Origin of the sequence: Nocardia carnea NBRC 14403 (assembly GCF_000308515.1) — a bacterium.
Lineage (GTDB): Bacteria > Actinomycetota > Actinomycetes > Mycobacteriales > Mycobacteriaceae > Nocardia > Nocardia carnea.
Genome location: NZ_BAFV01000070.1, coordinates 105,501 through 130,190, shown reverse-complemented (window position 1 = coordinate 130,190; position 24,690 = coordinate 105,501). Strand labels below are relative to the sequence as shown.

The following is a 24,690-nucleotide window of genomic DNA, read 5'->3' as shown; positions in this document are numbered from 1 at the left end:
CGTGACTCGCGGTCATCCTCGAGGATGAGTCGGCCCCGAGCCGTACCCCCGCTGTGATGCGTAGCGACCAGGGATGGTCCGGAGTCGGTGCAGCCGGAACGTGGGCCGCTCACCGTCACCGGATCGGTGTGAACCGAGGGGCCGGCCCGGGTGACCGTGTCCGTCCTACAGTCCGGGCGACGAGGCCTGCGCCCAGAACCGTTTCGGTATGCGGCCCGCCTCGCGTGCTCGATACCCGGCCCGCACCGCATCCGCCATGGCGGCGGCCATCAGAGCGGGCTTCCTGGCCCGGGTCACGGCGGTCGCGAGCAGGACGGCGGAGCAGCCGAGTTCCATGGCGAGCGCGGCATCGCTGGCAGTGCCGATACCGGCGTCCAGGATCACCGGCACCTGTGCGCGGCTCACGATCATCTCGATATTGTGCGGATTCCCGATTCCCAGGCCGGTGCCGATCGGCGCGCCCAGCGGCATCACCGCCGCACAGCCCGCATCCTCGAGCCGCCGCGCCAGGGCGGGGTCGTCGTTGGTGTACGGCAGTACCGTGAACCCGGCATCGACCAGCTGTTCGGCCGCGTCGAGGAGTTCGATGGGGTCGGGTAGCAGGGTGCGCTCGTCGGCGATCACCTCGAGTTTGACCCAGTTCGTATCCAGCGCCTCGGCCGCCAGCCGAGCGGTGAGTACCGCTTCGGCTGCTGTGCGGCAGCCCGCGGTATTGGGCAGCGGGGCGATATCGAGGCGTTTCAGCAGATCGAGCACCCCGGTACCGCCGGCGGAATCGACGCGGCGCATGGCGACCGTGGTCAGTTCGGTTCCGGAGGCGAGCAGCGCCTCCTCCAGCACCGCCAGGTTCTCCGCCCCGCCGGTGCCCATGATCAGCCGGGAGCCGAAGGTGCGGTCGGCGATCCGTAACGGTTCGTCAGCCACCCTGGACCGCCGTCAGCACATCGATCTCCCAGCCGCGCCCGACCGGTTCGTCCCAGCGTGATTTCGGGAACACTGCGCCGTCCACCGCGAGCGCCACACCCTGGCACGGCAGTTCCAGCCGTTCCAGTAGTTCCCGGACGGTGAGCGGGGCGGCGAATTCGTGATCGGTCCCGTTCACCGTGACACCGATCGGGACCGGCGACCCGGACGCGGGTGGCCCCGATGCTGATGACACTGTCATCGATTACCTCCTGAAGATGTGGACGCACCGAAACGGTGCGGATCGGCCGTCGCGACTTCGGTCAGCGGTTGTCCGCCGAGTTCGGCGAGAACAGCATCGGCCGTGAGCGCACTGGTCAGCATGCCATTGCGGCCGTGCCCGGTGGCGGCGATCACGCGGTCGGACAGCCGGCCGATCAGTGGGAGATTGTCCGGTGTGCCCGGCCGGGAGCCGGCGCTCGCCTCGGTCAGTTCGTATTCACCTATCCCGGGGAGCACGGTTTCGGCGTCGGCGATGAGATCGCGAACCCCGGCGACGGTGACGGCGGTATCGAAACCGGCCTCGTACTGGGTCGCACCGACTACCACGCCGTCGTCGCGCGGCACGAAATACACAGGCCGCCCGTGGACCCGGGCCCGCACCACGCGGGTGGGTGGTGGTTGCGTCCCCGGACGCTGCCGCAGACGCAGGATCTCGCCCTTCACCGGCCGCACCGGCAGCCCCGGCCACAGCGCCGGCGATGCGGCGCCGGCGGCGAGCACGACCCGGTCGTGGTCGAGTTCGGCGAGGTCGTGCACCCGTTCCGGGCGGACGGTGACACCGGCTTCATCTGCGGCTTTGCGCAGCGCGGTGACCAGCCTCCGGTTGTCGATGGCGGGTTCGGCGCCGGCCAGCAACCCGGCCCGCACGGTGCGGGCCAGCGCGGGTTCCAGCGCCCGCACCCCGGCGCGGTCCAGGAGCCGCAGATCGTGCCCGTGCCCGTTCACCCAGTCGGCGATGGTGTGCAGATCGGCGGCGTCCGCGCCGTCCTGGGCGATGGTCAGCGTTTCCCGGGCCACGAAGACATCGACCCCGGTGACCGCCGCCAGCCGGGCCGCGAAATCCGGCCAGTGGGCCAGCGCCGCCGCGCCGAACGCGAGCACATCGTCCTCACCCGGCCAGCCTTCGGACAGGGGTGCGAGCATCCCGCCGGCAACCCATGAGGCGCCGCTGCCGACGGCTGGGTCGAAGAGGGTGACCGACCAGCCCGCTTCCGCGGCCCGCCACGCCACGCCGAGCCCGATCACACCGCCACCGACCACGGCGACGGTCGCGGATGTTCGCACTACGTTCCACCTCCTGCAACATTTCCACGTTAGCGCGGTTACGGTGGCAGTTGTGCAACCGTCCTCCGCTCGCCGACAGCTTCCGCCGCGTGATCGTCTCGCGACCGCCCGGCTGTACCTGTGCACCGACGCCCGCCGGGAGAAGGGCGATCTGGCCGCGTTCGCGGATGCGGCGCTGGCCGGTGGTGTCGATATCATCCAGCTACGCGACAAGGGGTCGCCCGGGGAGCGGCGGTTCGGTCCGCTCGAGGCCATGGGCGAACTCGCGGCGCTCGCCGAACTACGGGCCGCCACCCGCCGCCACGGCGCATTGCTGGCGGTGAACGACCGCGCGGATATCGCCCTGGCCGCAGCGGCCGACGTGCTGCATCTCGGGCAGCAGGATCTCCCGCCCTGGTATGCCCGCCGGATCCTGGGCCCGGATGTGGTGATCGGCCGCTCCACGCACGACCGTGAACAGGCTCGTCTGGCCGCCGCCGACGAACACCTCGACTACTTCTGCACGGGCCCGGTGTGGGCGACGCCCACGAAACCGGGTCGTGAACCGGCGGGTCCGGAACTGGTGCGGGACACCGCCGCCGCCGCGCCGGCGCGACCGTGGTTCGCCATCGGCGGTATCGACGGCTCGACGCTGCCGGAGGTCCGGGCCGCGGGCGCGGAGCGTGTGGTGGTGGTACGGGCCATCACGGCTGCCGATGATCCGGAGGCGGCAGCACGAGAGTTGAAGTCCGCCCTGCTGGTGGACTGACCGGACGCTGCGCGGGGAGTGCAGTAGGACGGTGTCGGCTTTATCTCGCTTACCGCCGGGCAGCCCTCTCGATCTACCGCCGCCGGGCAGCTTCTCGATCGTCCACTGTGTCGGTACGCCGGTCCCGCCCGGCGCAGATGGGCAGGACCGGCGTATCGGCAGGGCCGGGAACAACTGGCCGCCGAGGGCGGCGGAGTGGTTCCGGGACACCCGTCCATGACTGCCCCGTCGGCCCCCGCGGGAAACCTCACCGCAGCGATTGCACTGCCGCATGGGCCGTGCCGTCGACCACTTCCCGGCTCTACCTGCCGCCGGGCGTGGGCAGAAGACTTGTCACAGCAACCAGAGCACCGCCCCCACCACCGCGGCCACGGCGCACACCCCGAGGCTGATCGCGAGCGGGCGGGTGGTCTTCCAGGTGGAGTAGGCGCCGCCGATCAGGAATCCGGCGAGGGTGAACAGCAGTACTGCGGCGACATCGGTGGACACGGCAACCCATTGTGCCTGGTCGCCTCGGGTTGCTGTGGCGGGGCACGGACCGTCGAATTTAACAAGCACGCGTGCTTGATTTTTTTCCGGGCGCCTGTGATGCTGAACGCGTACACGAACATCCCGGGCGCGCTTTCCGCCCGTAGCGGTAGGAGGCGCAACCGCTGATGAGTGCTCTGGCCGACAATCCGGACGTGATCCGGATCGGCAACTGTTCCGGGTTCTACGGCGACCGGCTGACAGCCATGCGCGAAATGCTCGAGGGCGGGCAGCTCGACGTGCTCACCGGCGACTATCTCGCCGAACTCACCATGCTGATCCTGGGTCGCGACCGGATGAAGGATTCCGGGCTGGGGTATGCCAAAACCTTCCTCCGCCAGCTCGAGGATTGCCTCGGCCTGGCGCTGGAACGCAAGGTGCAGATCGTCACGAACGCCGGCGGCCTGAACCCGGCCGGGCTGGCGGAAAAGGTGAGCGAACTGGCGGCCCGGCTCGGGCTCGACGTGCAGGTCGGTTTCGTCGAAGGCGACGACCTTCTCGACCGCGCCGCGGAACTCGGCCTGGGCTCCCCGCTGACCGCCAACGCCTACCTCGGTGCTTTCGGTATCGCCGACTGTCTCACCGCCGGCGCGGATGTGGTGGTCACCGGCCGGGTCACCGACGCCTCGGTGGTCGTGGGCCCGGCGGTCGCCCATTTCGGCTGGCAGCGCACCGATTACGATCGGCTCGCCGGTGCGGTGGTGGCCGGTCACGTGATCGAATGCGGCACCCAGGCCACCGGCGGTAACTTCGCGTTCTTCACCGAGCTGCCCGATCTGGGCCGGCCGGGTTTCCCGCTCGCCGAGGTCCGGGCGGACGGCAGCAGCGTGATCACCAAACATGCGGGCAGCGGCGGTGCGGTCACGGTGGATACGGTGGCCGCGCAGCTCATGTACGAGATCCAGGGTGCGCGCTATGCCGGGCCCGATGTCACCACCCGGCTCGATACCGTCGAGCTATCGGCGGACGGACCGGACCGGGTACTGATCAGCGCAGTGCAGGGCGAGCCACCGCCGCCTCGGCTCAAGGTCTCGCTGAACACGCTGGGTGGTTTCCGCAACGAGATGGAATTCATCCTCACCGGGTTGGATATCGAGGCGAAAGCCGAACTGGCGCAGCGGCAACTGGAAGCCTGGCTACCGCAGCGTCCCGCCGAACTCGACTGGACCCTCGCTCGGCTCGACCGCCCCGATGCCGAGACCGAGGAGCAGGCGAGCGCCCTGCTGCGCTGCGTGGTCCGCGACCCCGACCCGAACAAGGTGGGCCGCGCTTTCTCCAGCGTCGCCGTGGAACTCGCGCTGGCCAGTTATCCGGGTTGTAGTTTCACCACCCCGCCCGGTAACGGTTCGCCCTACGGTGTCTACCGACCTGGTTTCGTCGACGCCGCCGAGGTTGCGCATACCGCGGTGCGGCCCACCGGCTGCCGGGTCCTGGTGGGTGCCCCCTCGGAAACCCGGGAACTCGCCGAGGTGCCCGAACCCGAACTCCCCGACCCGCTTCCGGCCACACCCACGAAACGTGTTCCGCTCGGCAGTATCGCGATGGCCCGCAGCGGCGACAAGGGCGGTGACGCCAATATCGGCGTATGGGTCCGCACCGACGAACAATGGCGCTGGCTGGTGCACACTCTCACCGTCGGCCGCCTGCGTGAACTGTTGCCGGAAACCGCCGGACTCGAGGTGACCCGGCATGTTCTGCCCAATCTACGGGCGCTCAATTTCCTGATCACCGGTCTGCTCGGCGAAGGCGTGGCCTATCAGGCCCGTTTCGATCCGCAGGCCAAGGGCCTCGGCGAATGGCTGCGGTCCCGCAATATCGATATACCGTTGGAGCTGCTGTCGTGAGCACTGTCTGGAATACACCCGAACGCCGCGAATTGCGCGCCACCGTCCGCGCGTTCGCCGAGCGCGAGATCCTGCCGTATCTGGACGATTGGGAACATGACGGCGAGATCCCGCGGGACCTGCACAAGAAGGCCGGGGCGCTGGGCCTGCTCGGTATCCAGTTCCCGGAGGCCGTGGGTGGCGCCGGCGGAGACGGGATCGACGGGGCGATCGTCTGCGAGGAACTGCACTACGCGGGTGTTTCCGGCGGACTTTTCGCCTCGCTGTTCACCTGCGGTATCGCTGTTCCGCATCTGATCGCCGCGGGTGACACCGGGCATATCGACCGCTGGGTGAAACCGACCCTGGCCGGCGAGAAGATCGGCTCCCTGGCCATCACCGAACCCGGGGGCGGTTCCGATGTCGGTCACCTCACCACCAGCGCGCGCCGCGACGGCGACCACTACATCGTCAACGGCGCCAAAACCTATATCACCTCCGGTTGCCGCGCCGATTTCGTGGTGACTGCGGTGCGCACCGGCGGCCCGGGCTCGTCCGGGGTATCGCTGCTGGTGGTGGAGAAGGGCACACCCGGATTCACCGTCGGCCGGAAACTGGACAAGATGGGCTGGCGCGCTTCGGATACCGCCGAGCTGTCGTACGAGGATGTGCGAGTGCCGGTGGCGAATCTGGTGGGCCCGGAGAACTCCGGATTCCTGCAGATCGCGGCGGCCTTCGTCAGTGAGCGGGTGGGCCTGGCCGTGCAGGCGTACTCGAGTGCGCAGCGCTGCCTGGACCTCACCCTGGACTGGGTGCGTAACCGGGAGACCTTCGGCCGCCCGCTCATCAGTCGCCAGTCCGTGCAGAACACCGTCACCGAGATGGCGCGCCGCGTCGATATCGCCCGCGTCTACACCCGAGATGTGGCCGCTCGTGCTGCCGCCGGGGAAACCGATCTGATCGCCGAGGTGTGTTTCGCCAAGAACACCGCCGTCGAATCGGGTGAATGGGTCGCCAACCAGGCCGTGCAGTTGTTCGGCGGCCTGGGGTATATGCGCGAATCCGAGGTGGAACGCCAGTACCGCGATATGCGGATTCTCGGGATCGGTGGCGGTACCACCGAAATCCTTACCGGCCTGGCCGCGAAACGATTGGGGTATCAGGCATGACGACACTGCGCAGCACTCTCGACACCACCACTGCGGAGTACACGGCGGCGGCCGAGGCCATGACGGCCAAACTCGCCGAGGTCTCCGCAGAGTTCGAGAAGGTCGTCGCCGGCGGCGGCCCGGAGAAACTGGCCCGGCACCGCAAACGCGGCAAGCTGACCGCCCGGGAACGGATCGAACTGCTCATCGACGAGGATTCGCCGTTCCTCGAACTGTGCCCACTCGCCGCATGGGGCAGTGAGTTCCAGGTCGGGGCGAGTACGGTCGCCGGAATCGGCGTCGTGGAGGGCGTCGAATGTATGATCGTCGCCCCCGACCCCACCGTGCGCGGCGGTACCTCCAATCCGTGGACGCTCCGGAAAACGCTGCGCGTCAACGACATCATTCGCGAGAACCGCCTACCGGTGATCTCGCTGGTGGAATCCGGTGGCGCCGATCTACCTACGCAAAAAGAGGTTTTCGTCCCGGGCGGCCGGATGTTCCGCGACCTCACCCAGGCCTCCGCCGCCGGGATACCGACCATCGCACTGGTTTTCGGTAATTCCACCGCGGGCGGCGCCTACATTCCCGGTATGTCCGACCATGTGGTGATGATCAAGGAACGCTCCAAGGTGTTCCTCGGCGGGCCGCCACTGGTGAAAATGGCCACCGGCGAGGAATCCGACGACGAATCGCTGGGCGGTGCCGATATGCACGCCCGCGTTTCCGGTCTCGCCGATTACTACGCGCTCGACGAGCAGGACGCCATCCGGATCGGTCGGCGGATCGTCAAACGGCTGAACTGGCAGAAACAGGGGCCGGCGCCGCGGGATTCGGCACCGGAACCGCTTTTCGATCCCGAGGATCTGCTCGGTATCGTCCCGCCCGATCTCAAGATCCCGTTCGACCCGCGCGAAGTGATCGGCCGTATCGTCGACGGCTCCGATTTCGACGAATTCAAACCGCTCTACGGTTCGAGCCTGGTCACCGGCTGGGCCGAATTGCACGGCTATCCGGTCGGCATTCTCGCCAATGCCCGCGGGGTGCTCTTCTCCGAGGAATCGCAGAAGGCCACCCAGTTCATCCAGCTGGCAAACAAGACCAACACCCCGCTGCTGTTCCTGCACAACACCACCGGCTACATGGTGGGTAAGGAATACGAGCAGAAGGGCATCATCAAACACGGCGCCCAGATGATCAACGCGGTCTCCAATTCGAAGGTCCCGCATATCTCGGTGCTCATGGGCTCCTCCTACGGCGCCGGACACTACGGTATGTGCGGCCGTGCTTACGACCCCCGTTTCGTATTCGCCTGGCCCAGCGCGAAATCCGCGGTGATGGGCGGAGCGCAACTGGCCGGCGTGATCTCCATTGTCGGCCGCGCCTCCGCCGAGGCCCGCGGGCAGGCATTCGACGAAGAAGCCGATGCCGGGATGCGCGCCATGGTGGAAGCGCAGATCGAGGCCGAATCGCTGGCCATGTTCATGTCCGGGCGGCTCTACGACGACGGGGTCATCGACCCGCGTGATACCCGCACAGTGCTCGGTATGGCCCTGTCGGCCATCCACACAGCACCTGTCCAGGGCGCCGAGGGCTTCGGCGTCTTCCGAATGTGAGGCCGGTCGTGACGCAACCACAGCTCATCACCAGTGTTCTGGTGGCCAACCGCGGCGAGATCGCCCGCCGGGTCTTCGCGACCTGCCGCCGGATGGGACTCGGCACCGTCGCCGTGTACTCCGACGCCGACGCGGAATCCCCGCACGTGGCCGAGGCCGATGCGGCGGTCCGCCTGCCCGGAAACACTCCCGCCGAGACCTATCTCCGCGCCGACCTCATCATCGCCGCCGCGCAGGCCGCGGGTGCCGACGCCGTCCACCCCGGCTACGGTTTCCTCTCCGAGAACGCGGAATTCGCGCGCGCGGTGCAAGCGGCCGGGCTGGTGTGGATCGGGCCGCCCGTCACCGCCATCGAAGAGATGGGTTCCAAGGTCGCGGCCAAGAAGATGATGGACGCCGCCGGAGTGCCGGTGCTGGCCGAACTCGACCCCGACGAGGTCACCACGGACCAACTGCCGGTCCTGATCAAGGCCTCGGCCGGTGGTGGCGGTCGCGGGATGCGCGTGGTGCGCACCCTCGCCGAACTTCCTGAGCAGCTCGCCGGCGCGCGCCGGGAAGCCGAATCCGCATTCGGCGACCCGACCGTCTTCTGCGAGCGCTACCTCGAAACCGGCCGCCATATCGAGGTCCAGGTGATGGCCGATATGCATGGCACGATCTGGGCGGTCGGCGAGCGTGAATGCTCGATCCAGCGCCGACACCAGAAGGTCGTCGAGGAGGCGCCCTCGCCGCTCGTGGAGCGCATCGACGCCGCACGGGCCGGTGATGCGCACGGATCTCGTCCCGGCAATTCGACGGTCGGGGTGCGAGGACACGTGTCCGAGCGGCGTTCGCCGGACGCGGCGCAGGACGGTCCAGCGGACTCCGCGCCCACGGGCGAATCGGGCTCGGCCGCTTTCGGCGGCAGTCCGTCGGCCGCAAGTGACGGCAACCGGTCGGTAGCGGGCATACCGGCAGTCGGCGGTATGCGGGGCAGGCTGTATGCAGCGGCTCGCCAAGCGGCCGACGCCATCGGTTACACCGGTGCCGGAACAGTCGAATTCCTGGCCGACGAATCCGGTGAGTTCTTCTTTCTCGAGATGAACACCAGGTTGCAGGTGGAACACCCGGTCACCGAATGCACCACCGGCATGGATCTGGTCCAGCTCCAGCTGGAAATCGCCCAGGGCGGGCAGCTCCCGGCGCAACCACCCCGCATGCGAGGTCATTCGATCGAGGTCCGGCTCTATGCCGAGGACCCGGCTCAGGACTGGCAGCCGCAGAGCGGAACGGTACAGCGCATCGAGATTCCCGCGGTGGCAACCGAGTTCGATCTGCTCGAACGTCCCGGTATCCGTCTGGATTCCGGTGTCGCCGACGGTTCGGTGGTCGGCGTCCACTACGACCCGATGCTGGCGAAGGTCATCTCCTATGGCCGCACCCGCGACGAAGCCGCCCGGCTGCTCGCCGGGGCGTTGCAGCGGGCCCGGATCCACGGCCTGGTCACCAACCGTGACCTGCTGGTCCGCGTACTGCGCCATCCCGCCTTCCTGGCCGGTGATACCGATACCGCCTTCTTCGCCACCCACGGTCTGGACGTCCTGTCGGAGCCTTTGGTGAGCCCGGACGACGAGAAACTGTCGATCGTCGCCGCCGCGCTCGCCGAATCCGCCGCCAATCGGGCGCGTGCCACCGTGGTCGCGGGCGCGCCCAGCGGCTGGCGAAATCTGCCCTCGCAATCGCAGCGCAAGTCCTACGAGAGCCGGACCAGCGGCACCCACGAGATCGACTACCGGTTCACCCGCACCGGTGTGACGGTCGCCGGGTTCGACGGCCTCGAACTGATCTCGGCCACATCCGATCAGGTGGTTCTCGCCGTACCGGGTGCGCACGGTCCGGTGCGCCGGCAGTTCAGCGTCGCCCGCTACGACGATCTGGTCTGCGTGGATTCGGCTCTCGGCCCGGTCACGGTGCGGCGGCTGCCCCGGTTCACCGACCCGGCCGACCAGGTCGCCACCGGATCGCTGCTCGCTCCCATGCCGGGCAGTGTGATCCGGCTCGGTGCCGAGGTCGGCAGCACTGTCCGCGCCGGTCAGCCCATCCTGTGGCTGGAGGCCATGAAGATGGAGCACACCATCGCCGCCCCGGCGGACGGCGTGCTCAGCGCGGTCAACGTCGCGGTCGGTCAACAGGTCGATGTCGGCGCCGTACTCGCCGTGGTGGAACCCGCCGCCGAAAACCACGAACAGCCCGGAAACCAGGAGTAGCAATGAGCTTCATCGAAACCGACGAACGCAAAGAGCTGCGGTCCGCCGTAGCCGCGCTGGCCGCGAAATACAGTTACCGCGACTATGTACTGCCCAAGGCACGTAACAACGAGCCGCTCGACGAACTCTGGCAGGAGGCGGGCGGCCTCGGTTTCCTCGGCGTGAACCTGCCGGAGGAATACGGTGGCGGCGGCGCCGGTATGTACGAGCTGGCGCTGGTGATGGAGGAACTGTCCGCGCAGGGTGCCGGCCTGTTGCTCATGGTGGTCTCGCCCGCCATCTGCGGCACCATCATCACCAAATACGGCACCGACGCGCAGAAGTCGGAATGGCTGCCGAAACTCGCCGACGGTTCGGCCAAAATGGTTTTCGGTATCACCGAACCCGACGCCGGCTCCAATTCGCATCAGATCACCACCACTGCCCGCCGTGACGGTGACGATTGGCTGCTCACCGGTCGCAAAATCTTCATCTCCGGAGTCGATCAGGCCGAGGCCGTGCTGATCGTGGCCCGCACCTCCGACCACAAGACCGGCAAGCTCAAGCCTGCGCTGTTCATCGTCCCCACCGACGCTCCCGGGTTCGAAAAGACCCCGCAGGAAATGGACATCATCGAACCGGACCACCAGTTCACCCTGTTCCTCGACGATGTCCGGCTCCCCGCCACCGCCCTCGTCGGCAAGGAGGACGCGGCCCTCATGCAGCTGTTCGCGGGCCTGAACCCGGAACGCATCATGGGCGCGGCGATGGCCGTCGGAATCGGTCGTTACGCCATCGACCGGGCCGTCGAATACGCCAAGGAACGCACCGTATGGAAATCCCCGATAGGTGCCCACCAGGGAATCGCGCATCCGCTGGCCCAGGTGAAGATCGAGGTCGAACTGGCCCGGTTGATGATGCTCAAGGCCGCCACCCTCTACGACGCGGGCGACGAAATGGGCGCCGCCGAGGCCGCCAATATGGCGAAATATGCCGCCGCCGAAGCCAGTATCAAAGCACTGGATCAGGCCATCCAGACCCACGGCGGTTCCGGGCTCACCAACGAATACGGCCTGGCCGCCATGCTCGGTGCGGCCCGGATCGCGCGTATCGCCCCGGTGAGCCGGGAAATGATCCTCAACTTCGTCGCCCAGCATTCGCTGGGACTGCCGAAGTCCTACTGAGCGATATCCGTCCCACCGGGTCGCTACCGGCCTCCCACCCCGTAACGTAAAGGCAGGCTCCCGTGACTGGAACCGATCGTGTCGATCGAGTCGTCCGCTACGCCGTCGAGGACGGGTTCGCGACTCTCACGCTCGACTCCCCGCACAACCGCAACGCCATCTCCTCCGCGCTGGTGACCCAGCTTCTGGAAGGGTTCGAGCGCGCGGCCGGCGATGCGGCCGTGCGCGGTGTGGTGCTCACCCACACCGGCAACACCTTCTGTGCGGGCGCCGACCTGAAGGAGGCGGTGGATGCGGACCCGGCCGCGGCGGCCGATATCCGCACCCAGTGGATGGTCCGGGTGCTGCGCACGGTCCTGGAACTGCCGAAACCGGTGGTTGCCCGGGTGGACGGACATGTCCGGGCCGGCGGTATGGGGTTGCTCGCGGCCTGCGATATCGCCGTCGCGGGCCGCGGCAGCAGTTTCGCGCTCACCGAGGCCCGGCTCGGTTTGGCACCTTTCGTCATCTCCCTGACCCTGTTGCCCAAGCTGATCGCCCGCGCCGCCGACCGCTACTTCCTGACCGGCGAGAAGTTCGATGCCGATACCGCCGAACGTATCGGCCTCATCACCCTCGCCGCCGATGATCCATCGGCGGCAGTAACGGGTGTGCTGGCCGAACTCCGGCAGGGCTCGCCCCAGGGGCTCGCCGAGAGCAAACGCCTCACCACCGCCGCGGTGCTGGCCGAATTCGATCGCAGTGCTGAGGAGTTGGCGCAGCGCTCGGGCCGTTTCTTCGGTACACCGGAGGTGATCGAAGGGATGACGGCGTTTCTCCAGCGCCGGCCACCCCGGTGGGCCGCCGAACCGAGCGCGCCGCCGACCGAGCCTGCCACCGCACGACAGAATCCGTCCCCACCGGACTCCGCCGACTCCGCGGGCCGGGCAGCGGAATCGCGCTCGGCAGAATAGACCGTTATGGCGACACCGAACGAACCCAAACAGGACCGCAGCCGGGCCACCCGGCAGCGGCTCCTCGAGGCGACCATCGACTGTCTGGCCGAGAAGGGCTGGGCGGCCGCAACGGTCTCGGTGGTCGCCGAACGCGCCGGGGTCTCCCGCGGCGCCGCCCAACACCATTTCCCCACCAGGGAAGACCTGATCACCGCCGCCCTCACCTACATGTTCGACACCCGCACGGATCAGGCGATGAAGGCGGCGGTCACCGAACCCGGCCCGGCCCGTACCGAAGCGGTCGTCGCGGGTCTGGTCGAGTCCTACACCAGCCCCCTCTTCAAAGCGGCCCTGCAGGTGTGGACCCACGCCGCCGCCGACCCGGCACTGCGCGAACGAATAGTCCCCTTGGAAGCCCGTTTCGGCCGCGGCGCCCACCGCCGCGCCGTCGAAGCCCTCGGCGTCGACGATTCCGACCCGGTAACCCACCACCTGGTCCAGGCCACCCTCGACCTCGCCCGCGGCCTCGGCCTGGCCGATGTCCTGACCGACGATTCCGCCCGCCGGAAACAAATCATCCACCAGTGGGCCGCCACCCTGCACGAAGCCCTCGACGCCCGGCGCTGACGCGGCCACGTAACCGATCCGGTCCACTCCAGGACTCGGGTCCCCAGCTCCGGGCGGTTACGTCGGATCGGGGCGCTGGACCTGACCGTCACAGCTCTGCATGGAATGCTTTACCTCTCAGGTAATCGCCACACGCACCGCGCGCTGCGAATATCGGGTGTAGCAAACGAAAGCAGGAGAACCCGATGACCGAAACCGTCGTTGCCGACACCACCCGCGCCACCGTCGAGAAGTTCCTCGCGGCCCGCTCCACCGCCGATACCGCGGCTCTCACCGCGCTGTTCGCCGACGAGGTCGATTGGCAGCTGGCAGCGAATCCCGTGGTGCCCTGGATCAAACCGCGCCGCACCGCCGCCGAATGCGCCGCCCAGTTCGATGAACTGATGGCACATGTGGTCGCCGAGGACGCCCGCGCCGAAATCGACACCTTCCTGGTCGACGGAACGGACGCGGTCCTGTTCGGTCATCTCGCCGGCCGGGTGCGCGCCACCGGAAAAACCTTCGAGGGCCCGTTCGCCCTGCGGCTGACCGTCGAGAACGGCCGGATCACCCGCCACCACCTCTACGAGAACAGCGTTTCCATCGCCCAGGCCTGCACCCCCTGAGCCGCGCCGGTGCACGCCGGTGCACGGCAGCAAACAGGGCACCGGCGCCGAGTGCCGGGACCAGTTCGTTGCGAGGGCCGGTCCTGATGTGCCGCATCGGTAACGCGTCACCGCCCGGAACGAAAGAACTCGAAGAAGGCCCAGGCAGCGAGTGTGGTCGGTAGGTTGTGAGGCGGTTCGGTCTCAGGTGGGACGACCCGGCTCACGCCCGTTGTTCGATCACAATCGGCGTTTGCGATCGGTGCTTTCGGTAGTTCGGGTTCGTTGCGCAGCGGGGCAGACGAATTACGGCCCCGCCCATGAGAAGGGGCGTGCATGGCTGATACAAGACGTTCTAGACGTACCGACCGGGTGGTTGCCGCGGTTGTAGCGTTGGGCACCAGGCTTTCCGAAGGATGGCTACGCCATGAGCTACTGGTGGCGTCCATCGTGCTCTCGTTGTTCACGCTGGTGATGGGACTGACGTCCGAGCACATGGGATGGCGGATCGGTTATTGCGCGGCGGGCACCGCGGGAGTCACCGCTTCGGTGCTGGTAATGCGCAGGGATGGGCCGCGGCAGTGGGTGGCATCCATCGGAATAGCGGTAGCGAACGTGATCCTGCTGATCGTGTACGGCCGGATGTCCGGCGACCTGTGAGGCTCGACCGAATCACCTGAACTCCCAGGGGTACGGCAGTGCGTATGCCGATGACGCGGTCCGCGGCGCAGTCGGACCGCGTCACCGGGTGCGGTGGTCGATTCAGCCCAGTCCGAACGAGACCCCGGTGAGTTCTTCGGAGACATCCCACAGCCGTTCCGCGGTTCGCACATCACTCGCTCCGGCCGAACGGCCGACCAATGCGGGATAACCGTGAAGTTCGCCGCGGCCGTCCGGCCCGATATAGCTCGCTCCGGGAAGGTCCTGGGTGGCGGCGAACAAGGTGGTGCGGGCGGCCTGTTCCGGTGTCTGGGCAAGGACCCGGCCCGCGAGGTGCACGATCCCGACCAGGTACTTGTTGCGGTCCCGGGTGCCGAGTTCGGTGGCCGCGTAACCGGGGTGCGCTGCCGTCGACCGGATATCCGAACCGGCCCGCCGCAGCCGGCGTTCGAGCTCGAGGGTGAACAGCAGGTTCGCGAGTTTGGTGCGGGCATAGGCCTTCACCGGGTTGTATCCGCGTTTCCCGAAATCGAGATCGTCGAAGTCGATGGTGCCCGAGCGGTGCAAACCGGAAGACAGTGTCACCACGCGGTCGGTGATATGCGGCAGCAGTAGATTGGTGAGCGCGAAATGTCCGAGATGGTTGGTGCCGAACTGCATTTCGAACCCGTCCGCCGTCCGCGATTCGGGCACCATCGCGACCCCGGCGTTGTTCACGAGGATCGCGACCTCCCCGTCCCAGGCGTCGGCGAACGCACGCACTGACGAAAGATCGGCGAGGTCGAGCCGGCGCACCTCGTTACTGCCACCGATCCGCCGCGCGGCCTCGGCCCCACGGTCGAGGTCACGGACGGCGAGCACGGTATGTGCCCCGGCGCGGGCGAACGCGGTGGCGGTACCGAACCCCACGCCGCTGTTCGCGCCGGTGACGATGACGGTTCGGCCGTCGAGCGCGGGCAGGTCGGCCGCGGTCCAATGGTTGGAACTCATGATCCCGACGGTATCGGGCTCCGCCGGTCCGGGCGACCCTTCAGTCGTCGGTGACGACCACATCGACGTCGATATTGCCGCGCACCGCATTCGAGTAGGGGCACACCTGGTGGGCGGCGTCGGCGAGTTCCTGGGCGGCGGCATGGTCGAGGGTGGGGATGACGACCTCCAGGGTGACGGCCAGGCCGAACCCGCCGCTGCCGTTGGGGCCGATACCGACCCGGGCGCCGACACTGGAGTCGCCGATTTCGACCTTCTTCGTGCGGGCCACGAGTTGCAGTGCGGAGTGGAAGCAGGCGGCGTAACCGGCGGCGAACAACTGCTCCGGGTTGGCGCCGTCACCGCTGCCACCCATTTCTTTGGGCATGGCCAGTTGCAGGTCGATCCGCCCGTCCGGAGTGCGGGTCCGGCCGTTGCGGCCGGCGCCGGTGGAGATCGCTTCGGCGGTGTAGGCGATATCGGGCATCGAATTCCTCATTCCTGTTTGTCGTCCCGGGTCTGCGATTCGCAGAACCGGGTAGCGAGATCACGCAGCAGAACGGCTTCTTCGGGGGACATCTGGAACTTCAGCTGAACTCGGCGCTGCACCGCGGCAACCCGCGGCTGCAAACGCCGGCCTGCCTCGGTGAGGTGGATGGTGACCAGCCGCTCGTCGGCATCCGCACGCCGTTTCTCGACGATCCCGAGCGTCTGCAGCCGCCGCAGCAGCGGCGACAATGTCCCGCTGTCCAGCCGCAACCGTTTGCCGAGCGCCGAGACGGTGACCTCGTCCTCCTCCCACAACGCCAGCAAAGTGACGTACTGGGTGTAGGTGAGCCCGAGCTCGCCGAGCCCGTCCCGATAGGCGTTGGACGCTACTCGCGCCGCCGAGTACAGCGCGAAGCAGACTTGCGAGTCCAGCAGCAGGTCTTCTTCCACGTTCCCGATAGTGCCACGCAATCCAAATGCACGCAACTAAGTTGTGTGCAATCTATATTGCGACCAGGGTCATCCGCCGAGCCGTCGGCGCGAAGTGGGACACCGCCGCGTGCGGTACCGCCGCCGCGGCGGCCGGGCGCTGCCTCGAGGGTTTCTTCGGCGGTTGTCGCCGCCCGTTTACCCGGCGGGCCGCCTCGGCTCCACGACAGGGCCGAGTTCTTGCCGGATTCGCCTGTGGTCGACGATGACTCTTCGCCCAGATATCGAATCGAGGAGCCGGTGAATCGAGTGCGCGTTCGGAGTCGTAATCGGTGGGTCGCGATAGGTACGGCCGCGGCGGCCGCCGTAACTGCATTGGCTCTGCCGGGGTGTGGGTTCAGTTTCGATCGCATCGAGGTGATCGAGGACGATTCCTCGGTGAACGCGGCATTTCAGCAGGTTCTGGACTCGCGTATGCCGGCTCGATTGGGTGATGTGATTGACTCTGCCGGTCTACCGTTCGATTCCTGGGACCGCATGTATACGTTCCATTCGCCTGTCGACAGTGACGAAGTGAATTCAAAGCTCGGCACCGATGTCAATTGGCGGGGTCTGCCCGGCGACTCTGACTCTGCTGTGCAGGTGTTTATGAACAATGGGGAAGCGGTGGGTGCGTATGTGGACACGTATCCACGGCACAGTGTGGGGCGGGACGCATACGCTACGCCGGAGTCGGCGGTGACGCCCGTCAGTGAAGTTGAACCCGATCAGTTCACTCGGGAGCCGACGACCGTTTGGTTCCTGGAGATCGAGGAAACCGGCTGAGTTGCCGCGCATCTCCGAGGGAGGCTCGGATAAATGGCGTGGATAGGTGGGGTACGAGTGCAGTTGTTTCCGTTCGCTGTGTTGTCGGCTGCTGTCCTGACGTTCGGTACCGGCTGCAGTCTCGTGCTCGGAGACCGTGTGGAAGTGATACATGATGATGTCGCAGTTGACGCTGCATTCCGTCAGGTCCGGGAGTCCACGGAGCCGGCCCGGCTCGGTGACGTGATTGCCGGAGCGAATCTGCCACTCGACGCATGGGATCGGATGTACCGCTTTCCGGCGTCGAAGGACGGTGGCGAGTTGAATGATGCTCTCGGAACAGATGTCCATTGGGTCGGTCTGCCGGGAGGCTCCGACGGCTACGTGCAGATCTTCATGAATCGAGGCGACGTCGTTTATGCGTTCGCCGACAACGTGCCCTCCTCGGGTGTTCGGGATGGCTACGCCACACCGGACTCGATGGTGAGGCCGGTGGAGCGCGAACGAGGAGTTCCCTCCGGCGAGGGGACGGAAGTGTACTGGGGACTGGAGATCGACGAGTTCGATGGCTGAGGCCGCCGACCGGCCGATCAAATCTCCCCAGGATCGAGAGAAGTCGCAGGAGCCGAACCGGTCCCGGCCGGAGTGGTGGTCCAGTGGGTTTCCCGCTGTTCCGGCTTTTCTGTTGCGACCGCGGCAGCGAATCGCCGATGTGCTCGGATAGTCATCGACGATGCGCTGGTCATCGGAAGGACGCGGGCGGGGCGATTGCCTCGGTTGTGGAGGCTGAGTGCGAGTCCCACACCGCATGGCATCCAGCCGGGAAAGAAGGCCAGTATCAAGGGCATCGGTACCGACTGGAGTGCACCGGCCTGGGCGGCGAAGAAAAGTATGACGAAGGCAGCGGGGCCGGCCAGGCCGATGCCGTAGGCGATGGATTCGAGAAAACGACGCTGGGCCACACAGAATCGGCACATCGGCCACCGGCCACGGACTTGTAGCGAGGTGGACGGCATGGTCGGCTGGTAGTCGAGCAGGCTCCAGCGGAAACTCGACCACCATGTGGTCTCCACCTGTCCACGGTGGCCCTGGTGCAATCGGAGTTCGGTTTCGATGTATTCGATCGCGCGCCGACCGTGCCGGGCACAGCGAGCAGGCAACCTCTGCGCGATCTCCAGGTTTCGGATACTCAGTGGCCTCGGCTCGCTATCGCGCCGCAGCGCTATCGCCGCATCGGTTTTCACGATGTCTCTCTATCTCATGGTCGTGGGCTCGGCCAGTCGTATCGGTCGCTGAGGGTGCAGCTGTGGGTGTGGATTGGGGGCTGTGGGTTGCCGGCCGAACGGTGCGCGGCACAGGTGAGCGCGGAGGAAACCGGCGCCGCCGGTTACGCTCACTTGTTTCATGGCACGACCGTCCGCCGACTCGGGCGGTGGGCATCCGGGACGAGGCAGCCGTGGGCGATGAGCGTGGCGTAGGCAATTCGCCTGCGAGGACAGTCGTGTGCGCGGTGGTGTCGCAAGGCGTTGTACGCGTCGTCGAGGTCGAGTGGTACGCCGGGCAAGGCGCAGGTCCACGACATGGAGGCGGGAACGGATTCGACGGGGTGCCGGGTCGAGTGTGGTGCGGTGCGGGTGTCGGCGGACAGTAGTGGAGGGTCGGTGGGCCAGATACAGCCGATCGCGATCACCGCGAAACCGGACAGTGCGACTGTGAGCAATACGGTGCAGAGCGCGTGCAAGGTGCTCATCGGGTCGTTACCTCGGTTCTGTCGAGTGGCGTGCAGGGTGCCCAGACCGTGGGCGGGCACACGGTTTCCAGGCGGTACCCGAGGTCGCAGATCAGGTGGGGTTGGTTGTCGACTTGGTCGAGGTCGAAGGTGATGATGATTTGGGCTCGCAGTTCGGTGGCGAGGGCACGTACGTAGGTCAGAGGGTGGGGTTCATTGACCGGCGGACGGACGGTGTAGACGTAGCGGTAGCCGGAAGTGCGGGCGTGCCGGTGTATTTCGTCAGCGTGACGTAGGGAGTGCTGCCTGGACAGCTCGGTGCGAACGAATCCGATAGCGGTAGGCATGTCGGGACGAGTTGGCGCTGTGTGTGGCAAGAGCATGTTTCCTCCGGAACGCAATCGATGGGCGAAACGGCCGAACCGGTGACCCGCGCAGTGTCATCGGCCAGGGGCGGCCGGCCGGCTTTGAGGAGGGTCGTGGATCAGGTTGGGGCGGTGCCTCAGTTGGGCGGTCTATGCAGCTCGGGCGGCGTCCGACGGCACACTCAGCACACCATGTGCGTATTTCCGGGCCAACAAAAATCGGATACCCGATAGCAATTCATCCGAAAGTCCACGAAGGTATTCGAAGGTCGGGTAGAACTGAACCGATTGCGCGACTGATCTGATCCGATTCCGCAACAAGGGGGTTCAACGTGACAGAGTTCGATGACGACGCGGATCCGGTGCCGACCTCGACGCTGCCCCGGCGCCAGCTCGGCAGGTTTCTTCGCGACAGGCGCGACGCCAACGGCTTCACCATCGCCGCTGCCGCGAAACTGGTAGATCTCTCGCCTTCGGCGCTCCAGCGAGTCGAGGCCGGGCAGACCCAGAAGGTGCGCAAGCAAGATGTTCGCGCCCTCTGTGAGTTGTACGACGTCAGTGACGACGACACCCGAGCGGCAATGGATCTGGCGGTACTTGCCAGGGCTCAAAGCTGGTATCACGCCTACGGCGGGTTGTACTCCGATGCCTACAACATGTACGTCGGATTGGAGGCGGCCGCGCAACAGCAAGTGACATATCACGAGCACGTTCCGGGCCTGCTTCAGACTCCCGAGTACGCGCGCGCTGTTATCGGTGCCTATCCAGGCTTCGCCTCCGGTGAGGACGTGGAACGCCGTGTGGAGCACCGGCTGAAGCGACAGCGAATCGTTACTCGTAGGACTGATCCGGTGATACTGGAAGTCCTGCTCCATGAGTCGGCGTTACATCGGGTGATCGGCAGCCCAAGGGTTATGGCGCGGCAACTGGGGCATTTGGCTGAGGTTTCGAAGCTCGACAACGTCATCGTTCGTGTGCACCCGTACTCGGCCGGCATGACCTGGGGGATGCCATACGGCATGTTTACAATCCTGGCCTTCGGTGCCGGTGGTCGTGGTGAAGTGATCGAACCGCCGATCGTCTTCATGGAAGGAGGCCCGGCGCAGGATGTATATCTCGAGAAGCCCGACGAAGTACGGCTCTATAGTGAACTTGCGGCTGCCATCAGAAGCGCGTCATTGGATGAAAGTCGAACCCGGGAGCTGATTCGCCGGGCCATGAGGGAGTTCGATCGTGACAAACGTTGACCTATCCGGGGCGTCCTGGTTCAAGAGCAGCCGTAGTGGTAGCCAGAGTGCTTGCGTCGAAGTGGCGTGGTTACAGGATGGAAGGGTCGGCGTCCGCGATTCCAAGAACGCGACAGGACCGGCGCTCGTTTTTGCTGCAGGTGAATGGGCTGCCTTTACCGCACATGCGCGTTCCGGCAGCTTCGGTCGATTGCCCTGACAGCCGTCTGATCTATGACGCTCGACGATCATGTCCGGTTCGGCCGGCAGATGTTCGGTCAAGATCGCTGCTGTTAGCGCCCGGTCGTCGAAACCGTACCCGTTCGGATACGGCAGGTCCGGGGTTGACCCGTGCCCGAGTCAGCGGATGCGATCTCTCTGTTGCGGTCGTCGATATCGACGCAGCGAGCCCGCGAGCCGCTGTCCCGGATCAGCCGACGACGAGGCGCTCTCCGCCGAAGTCTGCGACTATCTCCATTCGTCCGCCGAGAGCTTCGATGTAAGCGGCGAGGGTCCGCAGCTCGCTGGCAGTGATATCCGCGCGCTCCAAAGCGGAAACCCGTTCCTGGCGAACGTGCATCCGGTCCGCGATTTGGGCTTGAGTGAGTCCCAGGCGTTTACGCATTTCCGCGAGCCGGGTAGCGCGGCTGAGTGCGACCATGTGCTGAGCGCCTTCCTCGACCTCGACTCGATCGTTCTCATCGGGGAAGAACTCGGCCAGGAAGCTCTCCTTGTCATAAGAATGTGTGCTCATGAGCGTTTCCTACCTTCCAAGTACTCGGCGTACCGTAGCTCGGCTTCCGGTATTGCCTCTCGGTACCAGTTGGTCCATCGCCCGGCTTTGTCGCCTGCTACCAGTAGTACGGCATTGCGGTCCGGGTCGAAAACGAACAAAATTCTGATCTCGCTGGCGGCGGTCGATCCCGGACGTAGTTCTTTGAGGTTATGCAGCAGTGGTGAGCCCTTGATCCGGTCCACCAGCGGCCGACCCAGTGCAGGACCTTCGTCCAATAGAGCGGTGAGTGCCTGGCCTACGAGAAGGGCGCTTGCTCTGTCTTCATGTCTCAGTCGATGTAACCATTCACGCACGTCATCGACCATCTCCAGTCGAAAGCTCACTTACCCACCATACACCGGATAGTACATCTGCATACTATCGTGGCGCGCGGTGGACGGCCTCATTCAGTCACTGAGCCGACGACGATGTCGACGGTTCCTCCAGCTCAGGCAGGCGCGTGATCAGAGAGCGTACCGATGCACTTTTTCCGGGTGGATGACGACGCGGAGCAGTTCACCCCCGAGTATCTCGGTGAGTGTGTCGGCTCGGGACTGATCGTCGAGGTCCCAATAGCGCGGGGCGAGCCGGGAACACAGGTCGTGCGCGCCGTCGGACTCTATGGTGGTGTGGCCGGTGATGGACACCCAGCGTTCGAGTTCGCCTACCGGGGCCGCGACGACGAGCGAGGCGCGGGGATCGCGGCGCAGCCGGCGCACCTTCAGCGAGTCCGGTTCCGTGAAGAGCTGGATAGTTCCTTCCGTGGTGGCCTCGAACCATACGGGCCGGGGCTGTGGCGGCTGTGTGGCTCCGGCGACGGACAGGAATCCGTGCAGGGGGCGTGCGAGGAATTCGAGATCGGCGGCGGTGAGGTGGGCGGAGTCGTCGCTCATAGCAGCTAGTCAACGGCATGTGCTCGTCCGAATCCATAGGTGGAACGCCAGCGTGTCTGTGTGATCGTCCATGGTTCGCACGGTCTGCTGCTGCGAGGTGTAGCCGGAATAGTTGAAAACCATTACCGTTACGGCTATGTCTGTCAACGACCGCTCCACTCGGGCCTTCGATACCGCCGCTACCGATTTCGACCGCCTCGGTGAGTATCTGTGGCGGCCGATCGCCGCGGCGACGTTGGCGAGCACCGCCCCGGCTTCCGGTGAGCGGGTGCTCGACGCCTGCTGTGGTACCGGTGCGTCGGCGCTGCCCACCGCGGAGTGCGTCGGGCCGGCGGGGCAGGTGGATGCGGTCGATCTGTCGGGAGCACTGATCGATGTCCTGCGGCAGCGGGCGTCCGGCCACCCTCAGCTGCACCCGCATATCGGGGATGTCACCGCCTGGCCGCACGACGGCTACGACCTGGTGCAGGTCGTGCTGGGGATCTTCTTCTTCCCGGATATGACCGCCGGAACCGAACACCTGATCAGCCGGGTGCGTCCGGGCGGCCGGGCCGGGTTCACGATCTGGCGGCGTGGTGCCGTCGAAACCGCGGGTAAGCATCTCGGGGCGGCGGTTGCCGCGGTCACCGGCGCGACACCGCCGCCGCCGCGGCCACCGCATCTCGTCGACGAGCTCAACCAGCCGGCCCCGTTCCGCGACTGGCTCGGCGCACGCGGACTCACCGATGTCGCCGTAGCCGAGCACGAACTCCGGGTCTCGATGACCCCTGAGATCGCGTGGCTGCTCGTCACGGGCTCCGGGTTTGCGGGCGCCCTCACCGAACTCGACGAGTCGCAACGAGCTGCGGTCCGCGATGCCTACCTGGCCTCTCTCGACGCCGCCGGAATCCGCGAGCTCGACGCCACCACCTTGATCGGTGTCGGCATTCGCCGGTAGCGGCGTTCGCGCAGGGCAGCCGTTGTCACTATCGGTGTCCGCTCGTCGATGCTCGACTCACCGGTATCGCGTGCGGACGAGACCGCGAAGACGCGCGGGCCTGCGGTTCCACCGGGGCGATCCGCGTTCGCCTGCCGTCTCGCCGACGGCCCACTAAAATCGCTGCGGTCGGCGAAATCGCCGGTGCTGCAAGCTGAAAGAGGGCTGACCATGACAGCGATCGGTCGTGGTGGCGTCCGCAATCCGTGGACGCAGCCGACATACGGTTACTACAACACTCGATTCGAGCAGTCGCTCACCGAACAGGACACCGCCGGTCAACTGACCATGATGCGGATGACCCTCAACCCCGAATCCGCGCCCCCACTACATTTCCACACCCGGGAAGACGAATTCTGGACGGTGGTATCGGGCCGGGTGCGGTTCTGGCTCGGCGGATCGACCCTGGAGACCTGCGCGGTACAGGAAGCCGACCCCGGCGCCTTCGTATTCGGCCCGCGCAATGTTGCGCACACCTTTCAGACGATCACCGACACCGCCGAGGTGCTGATCGGTAACACCCCGGGCGCGCTGGAGGGGTACTTCACCGCGGTCGGTTCGGCGGACGCCCGCCACGACGACGCGAACACCAACGTCCTGGAGGACTACGGTGTGTTCTTCATCGGCCCGGCACCGGTGTGGAGCGACTGGAACAGCTGATATCAGGAGTTCGTCAGCCAGCTCAGCATGCGGCCGCGGGACCAGCAACGGCCGATGGCCTCGGTATGCAGGGTCGAACCGTCGAAGATTGCCAGGCCGATGATGCTGTGGCCGGAAGCGTGCCGGTCGCCGAATGTCGGTATGGCCGGAGCCACGCCGACGCCTTCGACCGACACCCAGGCCACCATGCGACCGGCGGCCGATTCGTCCAGCCGGTGCAGGAAACGCAGGCGGTGTTCGCGTGGGAAGCGGGATAGGGCCCAGGTCGTGGTGATGACAGGGAGGGCGTCCGCGGGGACCTGGGCGATGGCGTCGGGTAGTAGGTCGAGGGCGTTGCCGCGCAGCAGTTGTGGGGCGGTCGCGGAGGTCAACGCGATATCGGCGTCCAGTCGAGCCGAAAGTTCGGGCCGGTCCGGCGGGGCGGAGTCTCGTAGCCGTTGGGCCGCAGCCGGATCGGTCACGTCTATCGGATCGCTGTCGATACCGATCCGGGTGACGACCTGCGGCATGGTCTGCACCGGGACGGGACGGAGGCCGACGATCGCGGACGAGAGCTGGAGAGGTGAATGTGGGTCGCCCAGCGGGTGTCCGTTGCGGTAGGTGATGCCGACGCGGTCGACGGTCAGATCGAAACCGGCACCGCAGCCCGCATCGATCAACCCGACAGCGTCCGCGCTCACCCGGCGGGCCGCCTCGGTGATGGCCGGATACAGCACGGCTCGGGCCTCGGTCGATATGGGCTGGGTCTTCCGTGCGGCTCGGTTCATGCATGTGAATCGTATCGTTGAAACAACGGTTGAGACTCGAGCCGGAGTAACCGGGCTGAATCTGCGGTCGTGTTTCGAAACCATGATGAATTCGAGCCGGCCGGCGCTGATAGGTCAGGTCGCCGGATCCCGGTAGAGCGGTCCGAGGTGCCGATATGTCGGTGGTCATCTCGCTGGGATCACTCTCGGCGCCTGTCTGTATCGGGCTTCGGCCGGGGCCTCGGTCAGAGGACCCGGCCGTGTGTTCCGAGAGGGTCATCGGCAGACGAACCGTTGTCCA

Annotated in this window: 30 protein-coding genes; 16 read left to right on the top strand and 14 right to left on the bottom strand. The window is 66.4% G+C overall.

All coding sequences use genetic code 11. From position 1 onward, the window contains the following. Positions 1-165: 165 nt before the first annotated feature. The 3 genes from ON22_RS24670 to thiO are packed head-to-tail and all read right to left on the bottom strand — an operon-like array spanning position 166 to position 2,250. Positions 166-924 carry a thiazole synthase gene (locus ON22_RS24670; protein WP_033246419.1) on the bottom strand — a complete coding sequence of 253 codons (759 nt, stop codon included), beginning with the start codon at positions 922-924 and terminating at the stop codon, positions 166-168. After that, positions 917-1,165, bottom strand: coding sequence for a sulfur carrier protein ThiS (thiS, locus tag ON22_RS24665; protein ID WP_051158033.1), 249 nt, complete (start codon positions 1,163-1,165; stop codon positions 917-919). The genes ON22_RS24670 and thiS overlap by 8 nt, the downstream gene beginning before the upstream one ends. Continuing rightward, entirely contained in the window at positions 1,162-2,250 is a 1,089-nt protein-coding gene (gene thiO, locus ON22_RS24660) for a glycine oxidase ThiO (RefSeq protein WP_033246418.1), read from the bottom strand. The genes thiS and thiO overlap by 4 nt, the downstream gene beginning before the upstream one ends. 52 nt (positions 2,251-2,302) lie before the next feature. On the opposite strand from thiO, the gene thiE reads away from it, so the two are divergent. Then, positions 2,303-2,998, top strand: coding sequence for a thiamine phosphate synthase (thiE, locus tag ON22_RS24655; protein ID WP_033246417.1), 696 nt, complete (start codon positions 2,303-2,305; stop codon positions 2,996-2,998). Between the two features lie 333 nt (positions 2,999-3,331). Here thiE and ON22_RS37290 read toward each other — a convergent pair whose 3' ends face one another. Further along, on the bottom strand, positions 3,332-3,487 hold the full coding sequence (locus ON22_RS37290; protein WP_169332479.1) for a CG2302 family histidine operon protein: 156 nt from the start codon (positions 3,485-3,487) through the stop codon (positions 3,332-3,334). Between the two features lie 167 nt (positions 3,488-3,654). On the opposite strand from ON22_RS37290, the gene ON22_RS24650 reads away from it, so the two are divergent. From ON22_RS24650 to ON22_RS24610, 9 genes are all read left to right on the top strand, one after another. Further along, entirely contained in the window at positions 3,655-5,370 is a 1,716-nt protein-coding gene (locus tag ON22_RS24650; RefSeq protein ID WP_033246416.1) for an acyclic terpene utilization AtuA family protein, read from the top strand. Next, positions 5,367-6,518, top strand: a complete 1,152-nt coding sequence (locus ON22_RS24645; protein ID WP_033246415.1) for an acyl-CoA dehydrogenase family protein — start codon at positions 5,367-5,369, stop codon at positions 6,516-6,518. Before ON22_RS24650 ends, ON22_RS24645 begins: the two co-directional genes overlap by 4 nt. Next, entirely contained in the window at positions 6,515-8,113 is a 1,599-nt protein-coding gene (locus tag ON22_RS24640) for an acyl-CoA carboxylase subunit beta (RefSeq protein WP_033246414.1), read from the top strand. The genes ON22_RS24645 and ON22_RS24640 overlap by 4 nt, the downstream gene beginning before the upstream one ends. An 8-nt stretch (positions 8,114-8,121) precedes the next feature. After that, positions 8,122-10,359, top strand: a complete 2,238-nt coding sequence (locus ON22_RS24635; protein ID WP_033246413.1) for an acetyl/propionyl/methylcrotonyl-CoA carboxylase subunit alpha — start codon at positions 8,122-8,124, stop codon at positions 10,357-10,359. A 2-nt stretch (positions 10,360-10,361) separates the two neighbouring features. Beyond that, positions 10,362-11,522 carry an acyl-CoA dehydrogenase family protein gene (locus ON22_RS24630; RefSeq protein WP_033246412.1) on the top strand — a complete coding sequence of 387 codons (1,161 nt, stop codon included), beginning with the start codon at positions 10,362-10,364 and terminating at the stop codon, positions 11,520-11,522. Between the two features lie 62 nt (positions 11,523-11,584). Next, the gene (locus ON22_RS24625; protein ID WP_081595803.1) at positions 11,585-12,475 is read left to right on the top strand and encodes an enoyl-CoA hydratase family protein; all 891 of its coding nucleotides are present in this window, start codon (positions 11,585-11,587) and stop codon (positions 12,473-12,475) included. A gap of 6 nt (positions 12,476-12,481) precedes the next feature. Then, entirely contained in the window at positions 12,482-13,084 is a 603-nt protein-coding gene (locus ON22_RS24620) for a TetR/AcrR family transcriptional regulator (RefSeq protein ID WP_033246411.1), read from the top strand. A 185-nt stretch (positions 13,085-13,269) separates the two neighbouring features. Then, positions 13,270-13,689 carry a nuclear transport factor 2 family protein gene (locus ON22_RS24615; RefSeq protein ID WP_033246410.1) on the top strand — a complete coding sequence of 140 codons (420 nt, stop codon included), beginning with the start codon at positions 13,270-13,272 and terminating at the stop codon, positions 13,687-13,689. Between the two features lie 315 nt (positions 13,690-14,004). Then, positions 14,005-14,328 carry a hypothetical protein gene (locus tag ON22_RS24610; protein WP_156052389.1) on the top strand — a complete coding sequence of 108 codons (324 nt, stop codon included), beginning with the start codon at positions 14,005-14,007 and terminating at the stop codon, positions 14,326-14,328. 102 nt (positions 14,329-14,430) lie between these two features. Here ON22_RS24610 and ON22_RS24605 read toward each other — a convergent pair whose 3' ends face one another. Genes ON22_RS24605 through ON22_RS24595 form a run of 3 tightly spaced genes read right to left on the bottom strand, consistent with a single transcriptional unit; the run spans position 14,431 to position 16,236 of the window. Next, the gene (locus tag ON22_RS24605; RefSeq protein ID WP_033246408.1) at positions 14,431-15,318 is read right to left on the bottom strand and encodes an oxidoreductase; all 888 of its coding nucleotides are present in this window, start codon (positions 15,316-15,318) and stop codon (positions 14,431-14,433) included. 40 nt (positions 15,319-15,358) lie between these two features. After that, positions 15,359-15,784, bottom strand: a complete 426-nt coding sequence (locus ON22_RS24600; protein ID WP_033246407.1) for an organic hydroperoxide resistance protein — start codon at positions 15,782-15,784, stop codon at positions 15,359-15,361. Between the two features lie 8 nt (positions 15,785-15,792). Further along, positions 15,793-16,236 (bottom strand): MarR family winged helix-turn-helix transcriptional regulator, encoded by a 444-nt coding sequence (locus ON22_RS24595; protein WP_033246406.1) that lies wholly within the window; start codon positions 16,234-16,236, stop codon positions 15,793-15,795. A gap of 234 nt (positions 16,237-16,470) precedes the next feature. On the opposite strand from ON22_RS24595, the gene ON22_RS24590 reads away from it, so the two are divergent. Both ON22_RS24590 and ON22_RS24585 read left to right on the top strand, forming a co-directional pair. After that, on the top strand, positions 16,471-17,040 hold the full coding sequence (locus ON22_RS24590) for a hypothetical protein (protein WP_156052388.1): 570 nt from the start codon (positions 16,471-16,473) through the stop codon (positions 17,038-17,040). 57 nt (positions 17,041-17,097) lie between these two features. After that, complete coding sequence (locus tag ON22_RS24585) at positions 17,098-17,592, top strand: hypothetical protein (protein ID WP_051158030.1); 495 nt, start codon at positions 17,098-17,100, stop codon at positions 17,590-17,592. Between the two features lie 17 nt (positions 17,593-17,609). Here the strand turns inward: ON22_RS24585 and ON22_RS24580 are convergent, their stop codons facing one another. The 3 genes from ON22_RS24580 to ON22_RS24570 form a co-directional block, all read right to left on the bottom strand. After that, positions 17,610-18,263 (bottom strand): hypothetical protein, encoded by a 654-nt coding sequence (locus ON22_RS24580; protein WP_033246405.1) that lies wholly within the window; start codon positions 18,261-18,263, stop codon positions 17,610-17,612. A 158-nt stretch (positions 18,264-18,421) separates the two neighbouring features. Continuing rightward, positions 18,422-18,769 carry a hypothetical protein gene (locus ON22_RS24575; protein WP_033246404.1) on the bottom strand — a complete coding sequence of 116 codons (348 nt, stop codon included), beginning with the start codon at positions 18,767-18,769 and terminating at the stop codon, positions 18,422-18,424. Beyond that, positions 18,766-19,095, bottom strand: coding sequence for a hypothetical protein (locus ON22_RS24570; protein WP_033246403.1), 330 nt, complete (start codon positions 19,093-19,095; stop codon positions 18,766-18,768). The genes ON22_RS24575 and ON22_RS24570 overlap by 4 nt, the downstream gene beginning before the upstream one ends. A gap of 350 nt (positions 19,096-19,445) precedes the next feature. Between ON22_RS24570 and ON22_RS24565 the strand changes: the two genes are divergently transcribed. Both ON22_RS24565 and ON22_RS35940 read left to right on the top strand, forming a co-directional pair. After that, a complete protein-coding gene (locus ON22_RS24565; RefSeq protein WP_051158029.1) occupies positions 19,446-20,360 on the top strand; it encodes a helix-turn-helix domain-containing protein in 915 nt (304 codons plus the stop codon). Beyond that, positions 20,347-20,559, top strand: a complete 213-nt coding sequence (locus tag ON22_RS35940; RefSeq protein WP_174375630.1) for a DUF397 domain-containing protein — start codon at positions 20,347-20,349, stop codon at positions 20,557-20,559. Before ON22_RS24565 ends, ON22_RS35940 begins: the two co-directional genes overlap by 14 nt. 210 nt (positions 20,560-20,769) lie before the next feature. Here the strand turns inward: ON22_RS35940 and ON22_RS24560 are convergent, their stop codons facing one another. The 3 genes from ON22_RS24560 to ON22_RS24550 all read right to left on the bottom strand — a co-directional run bounded on the left by ON22_RS24560 (position 20,770) and on the right by ON22_RS24550 (position 22,007). Next, entirely contained in the window at positions 20,770-21,093 is a 324-nt protein-coding gene (locus ON22_RS24560; RefSeq protein WP_033246402.1) for an XRE family transcriptional regulator, read from the bottom strand. Continuing rightward, positions 21,090-21,458 carry a type II toxin-antitoxin system RelE/ParE family toxin gene (locus ON22_RS24555; protein WP_231508726.1) on the bottom strand — a complete coding sequence of 123 codons (369 nt, stop codon included), beginning with the start codon at positions 21,456-21,458 and terminating at the stop codon, positions 21,090-21,092. Before ON22_RS24555 ends, ON22_RS24560 begins: the two co-directional genes overlap by 4 nt. A 120-nt stretch (positions 21,459-21,578) precedes the next feature. Beyond that, entirely contained in the window at positions 21,579-22,007 is a 429-nt protein-coding gene (locus ON22_RS24550; protein WP_033246400.1) for a pyridoxamine 5'-phosphate oxidase family protein, read from the bottom strand. 136 nt (positions 22,008-22,143) lie between these two features. Between ON22_RS24550 and ON22_RS24545 the strand changes: the two genes are divergently transcribed. Together ON22_RS24545 and ON22_RS24540 are read left to right on the top strand one after the other, a co-directional pair. Further along, positions 22,144-22,944, top strand: coding sequence for a class I SAM-dependent methyltransferase (locus ON22_RS24545; RefSeq protein ID WP_033246399.1), 801 nt, complete (start codon positions 22,144-22,146; stop codon positions 22,942-22,944). Positions 22,945-23,154: 210 nt separating this feature from the next. Continuing rightward, a complete protein-coding gene (locus tag ON22_RS24540) occupies positions 23,155-23,643 on the top strand; it encodes a cupin domain-containing protein (protein ID WP_033246656.1) in 489 nt (162 codons plus the stop codon). Between the two features lie 2 nt (positions 23,644-23,645). Here ON22_RS24540 and ON22_RS24535 read toward each other — a convergent pair whose 3' ends face one another. Beyond that, the gene (locus ON22_RS24535; RefSeq protein WP_033246398.1) at positions 23,646-24,410 is read right to left on the bottom strand and encodes a DUF2332 domain-containing protein; all 765 of its coding nucleotides are present in this window, start codon (positions 24,408-24,410) and stop codon (positions 23,646-23,648) included. Positions 24,411-24,690: the final 280 nt, after the last annotated feature.

Excerpts from the sequence above, each read along its gene's own strand:
- ON22_RS24615 (WP_033246410.1), top strand. The coding sequence starts at position 13,270 with ATGACCGAAACCGTCGTTGCCGACACCACCCGCGCCACCGTCGAGAAG.
- ON22_RS24575 (WP_033246404.1), bottom strand. The coding sequence starts at position 18,769 with ATGAGCACCTTGCACGCGCTCTGCACCGTATTGCTCACAGTCGCACTG.
- ON22_RS24605 (WP_033246408.1), bottom strand. The coding sequence starts at position 15,318 with ATGAGTTCCAACCATTGGACCGCGGCCGACCTGCCCGCGCTCGACGGC.
- ON22_RS24630 (WP_033246412.1), top strand. The coding sequence starts at position 10,362 with ATGAGCTTCATCGAAACCGACGAACGCAAAGAGCTGCGGTCCGCCGTA.
- ON22_RS24540 (WP_033246656.1), top strand. The coding sequence starts at position 23,155 with ATGACAGCGATCGGTCGTGGTGGCGTCCGCAATCCGTGGACGCAGCCG.
- ON22_RS24570 (WP_033246403.1), bottom strand. The coding sequence starts at position 19,095 with ATGCCTACCGCTATCGGATTCGTTCGCACCGAGCTGTCCAGGCAGCAC.
- ON22_RS24620 (WP_033246411.1), top strand. The coding sequence starts at position 12,482 with ATGGCGACACCGAACGAACCCAAACAGGACCGCAGCCGGGCCACCCGG.
- ON22_RS24550 (WP_033246400.1), bottom strand. The coding sequence starts at position 22,007 with ATGAGCGACGACTCCGCCCACCTCACCGCCGCCGATCTCGAATTCCTC.
- ON22_RS24650 (WP_033246416.1), top strand. The coding sequence starts at position 3,655 with ATGAGTGCTCTGGCCGACAATCCGGACGTGATCCGGATCGGCAACTGT.
- ON22_RS24535 (WP_033246398.1), bottom strand. The coding sequence starts at position 24,410 with ATGAACCGAGCCGCACGGAAGACCCAGCCCATATCGACCGAGGCCCGA.
- ON22_RS24610 (WP_156052389.1), top strand. The coding sequence starts at position 14,005 with ATGGCTGATACAAGACGTTCTAGACGTACCGACCGGGTGGTTGCCGCG.
- thiS (WP_051158033.1), bottom strand. The coding sequence starts at position 1,165 with ATGACAGTGTCATCAGCATCGGGGCCACCCGCGTCCGGGTCGCCGGTC.
- ON22_RS24545 (WP_033246399.1), top strand. The coding sequence starts at position 22,144 with ATGTCTGTCAACGACCGCTCCACTCGGGCCTTCGATACCGCCGCTACC.
- ON22_RS24560 (WP_033246402.1), bottom strand. The coding sequence starts at position 21,093 with ATGAGCACACATTCTTATGACAAGGAGAGCTTCCTGGCCGAGTTCTTC.
- ON22_RS24640 (WP_033246414.1), top strand. The coding sequence starts at position 6,515 with ATGACGACACTGCGCAGCACTCTCGACACCACCACTGCGGAGTACACG.
- ON22_RS24600 (WP_033246407.1), bottom strand. The coding sequence starts at position 15,784 with ATGCCCGATATCGCCTACACCGCCGAAGCGATCTCCACCGGCGCCGGC.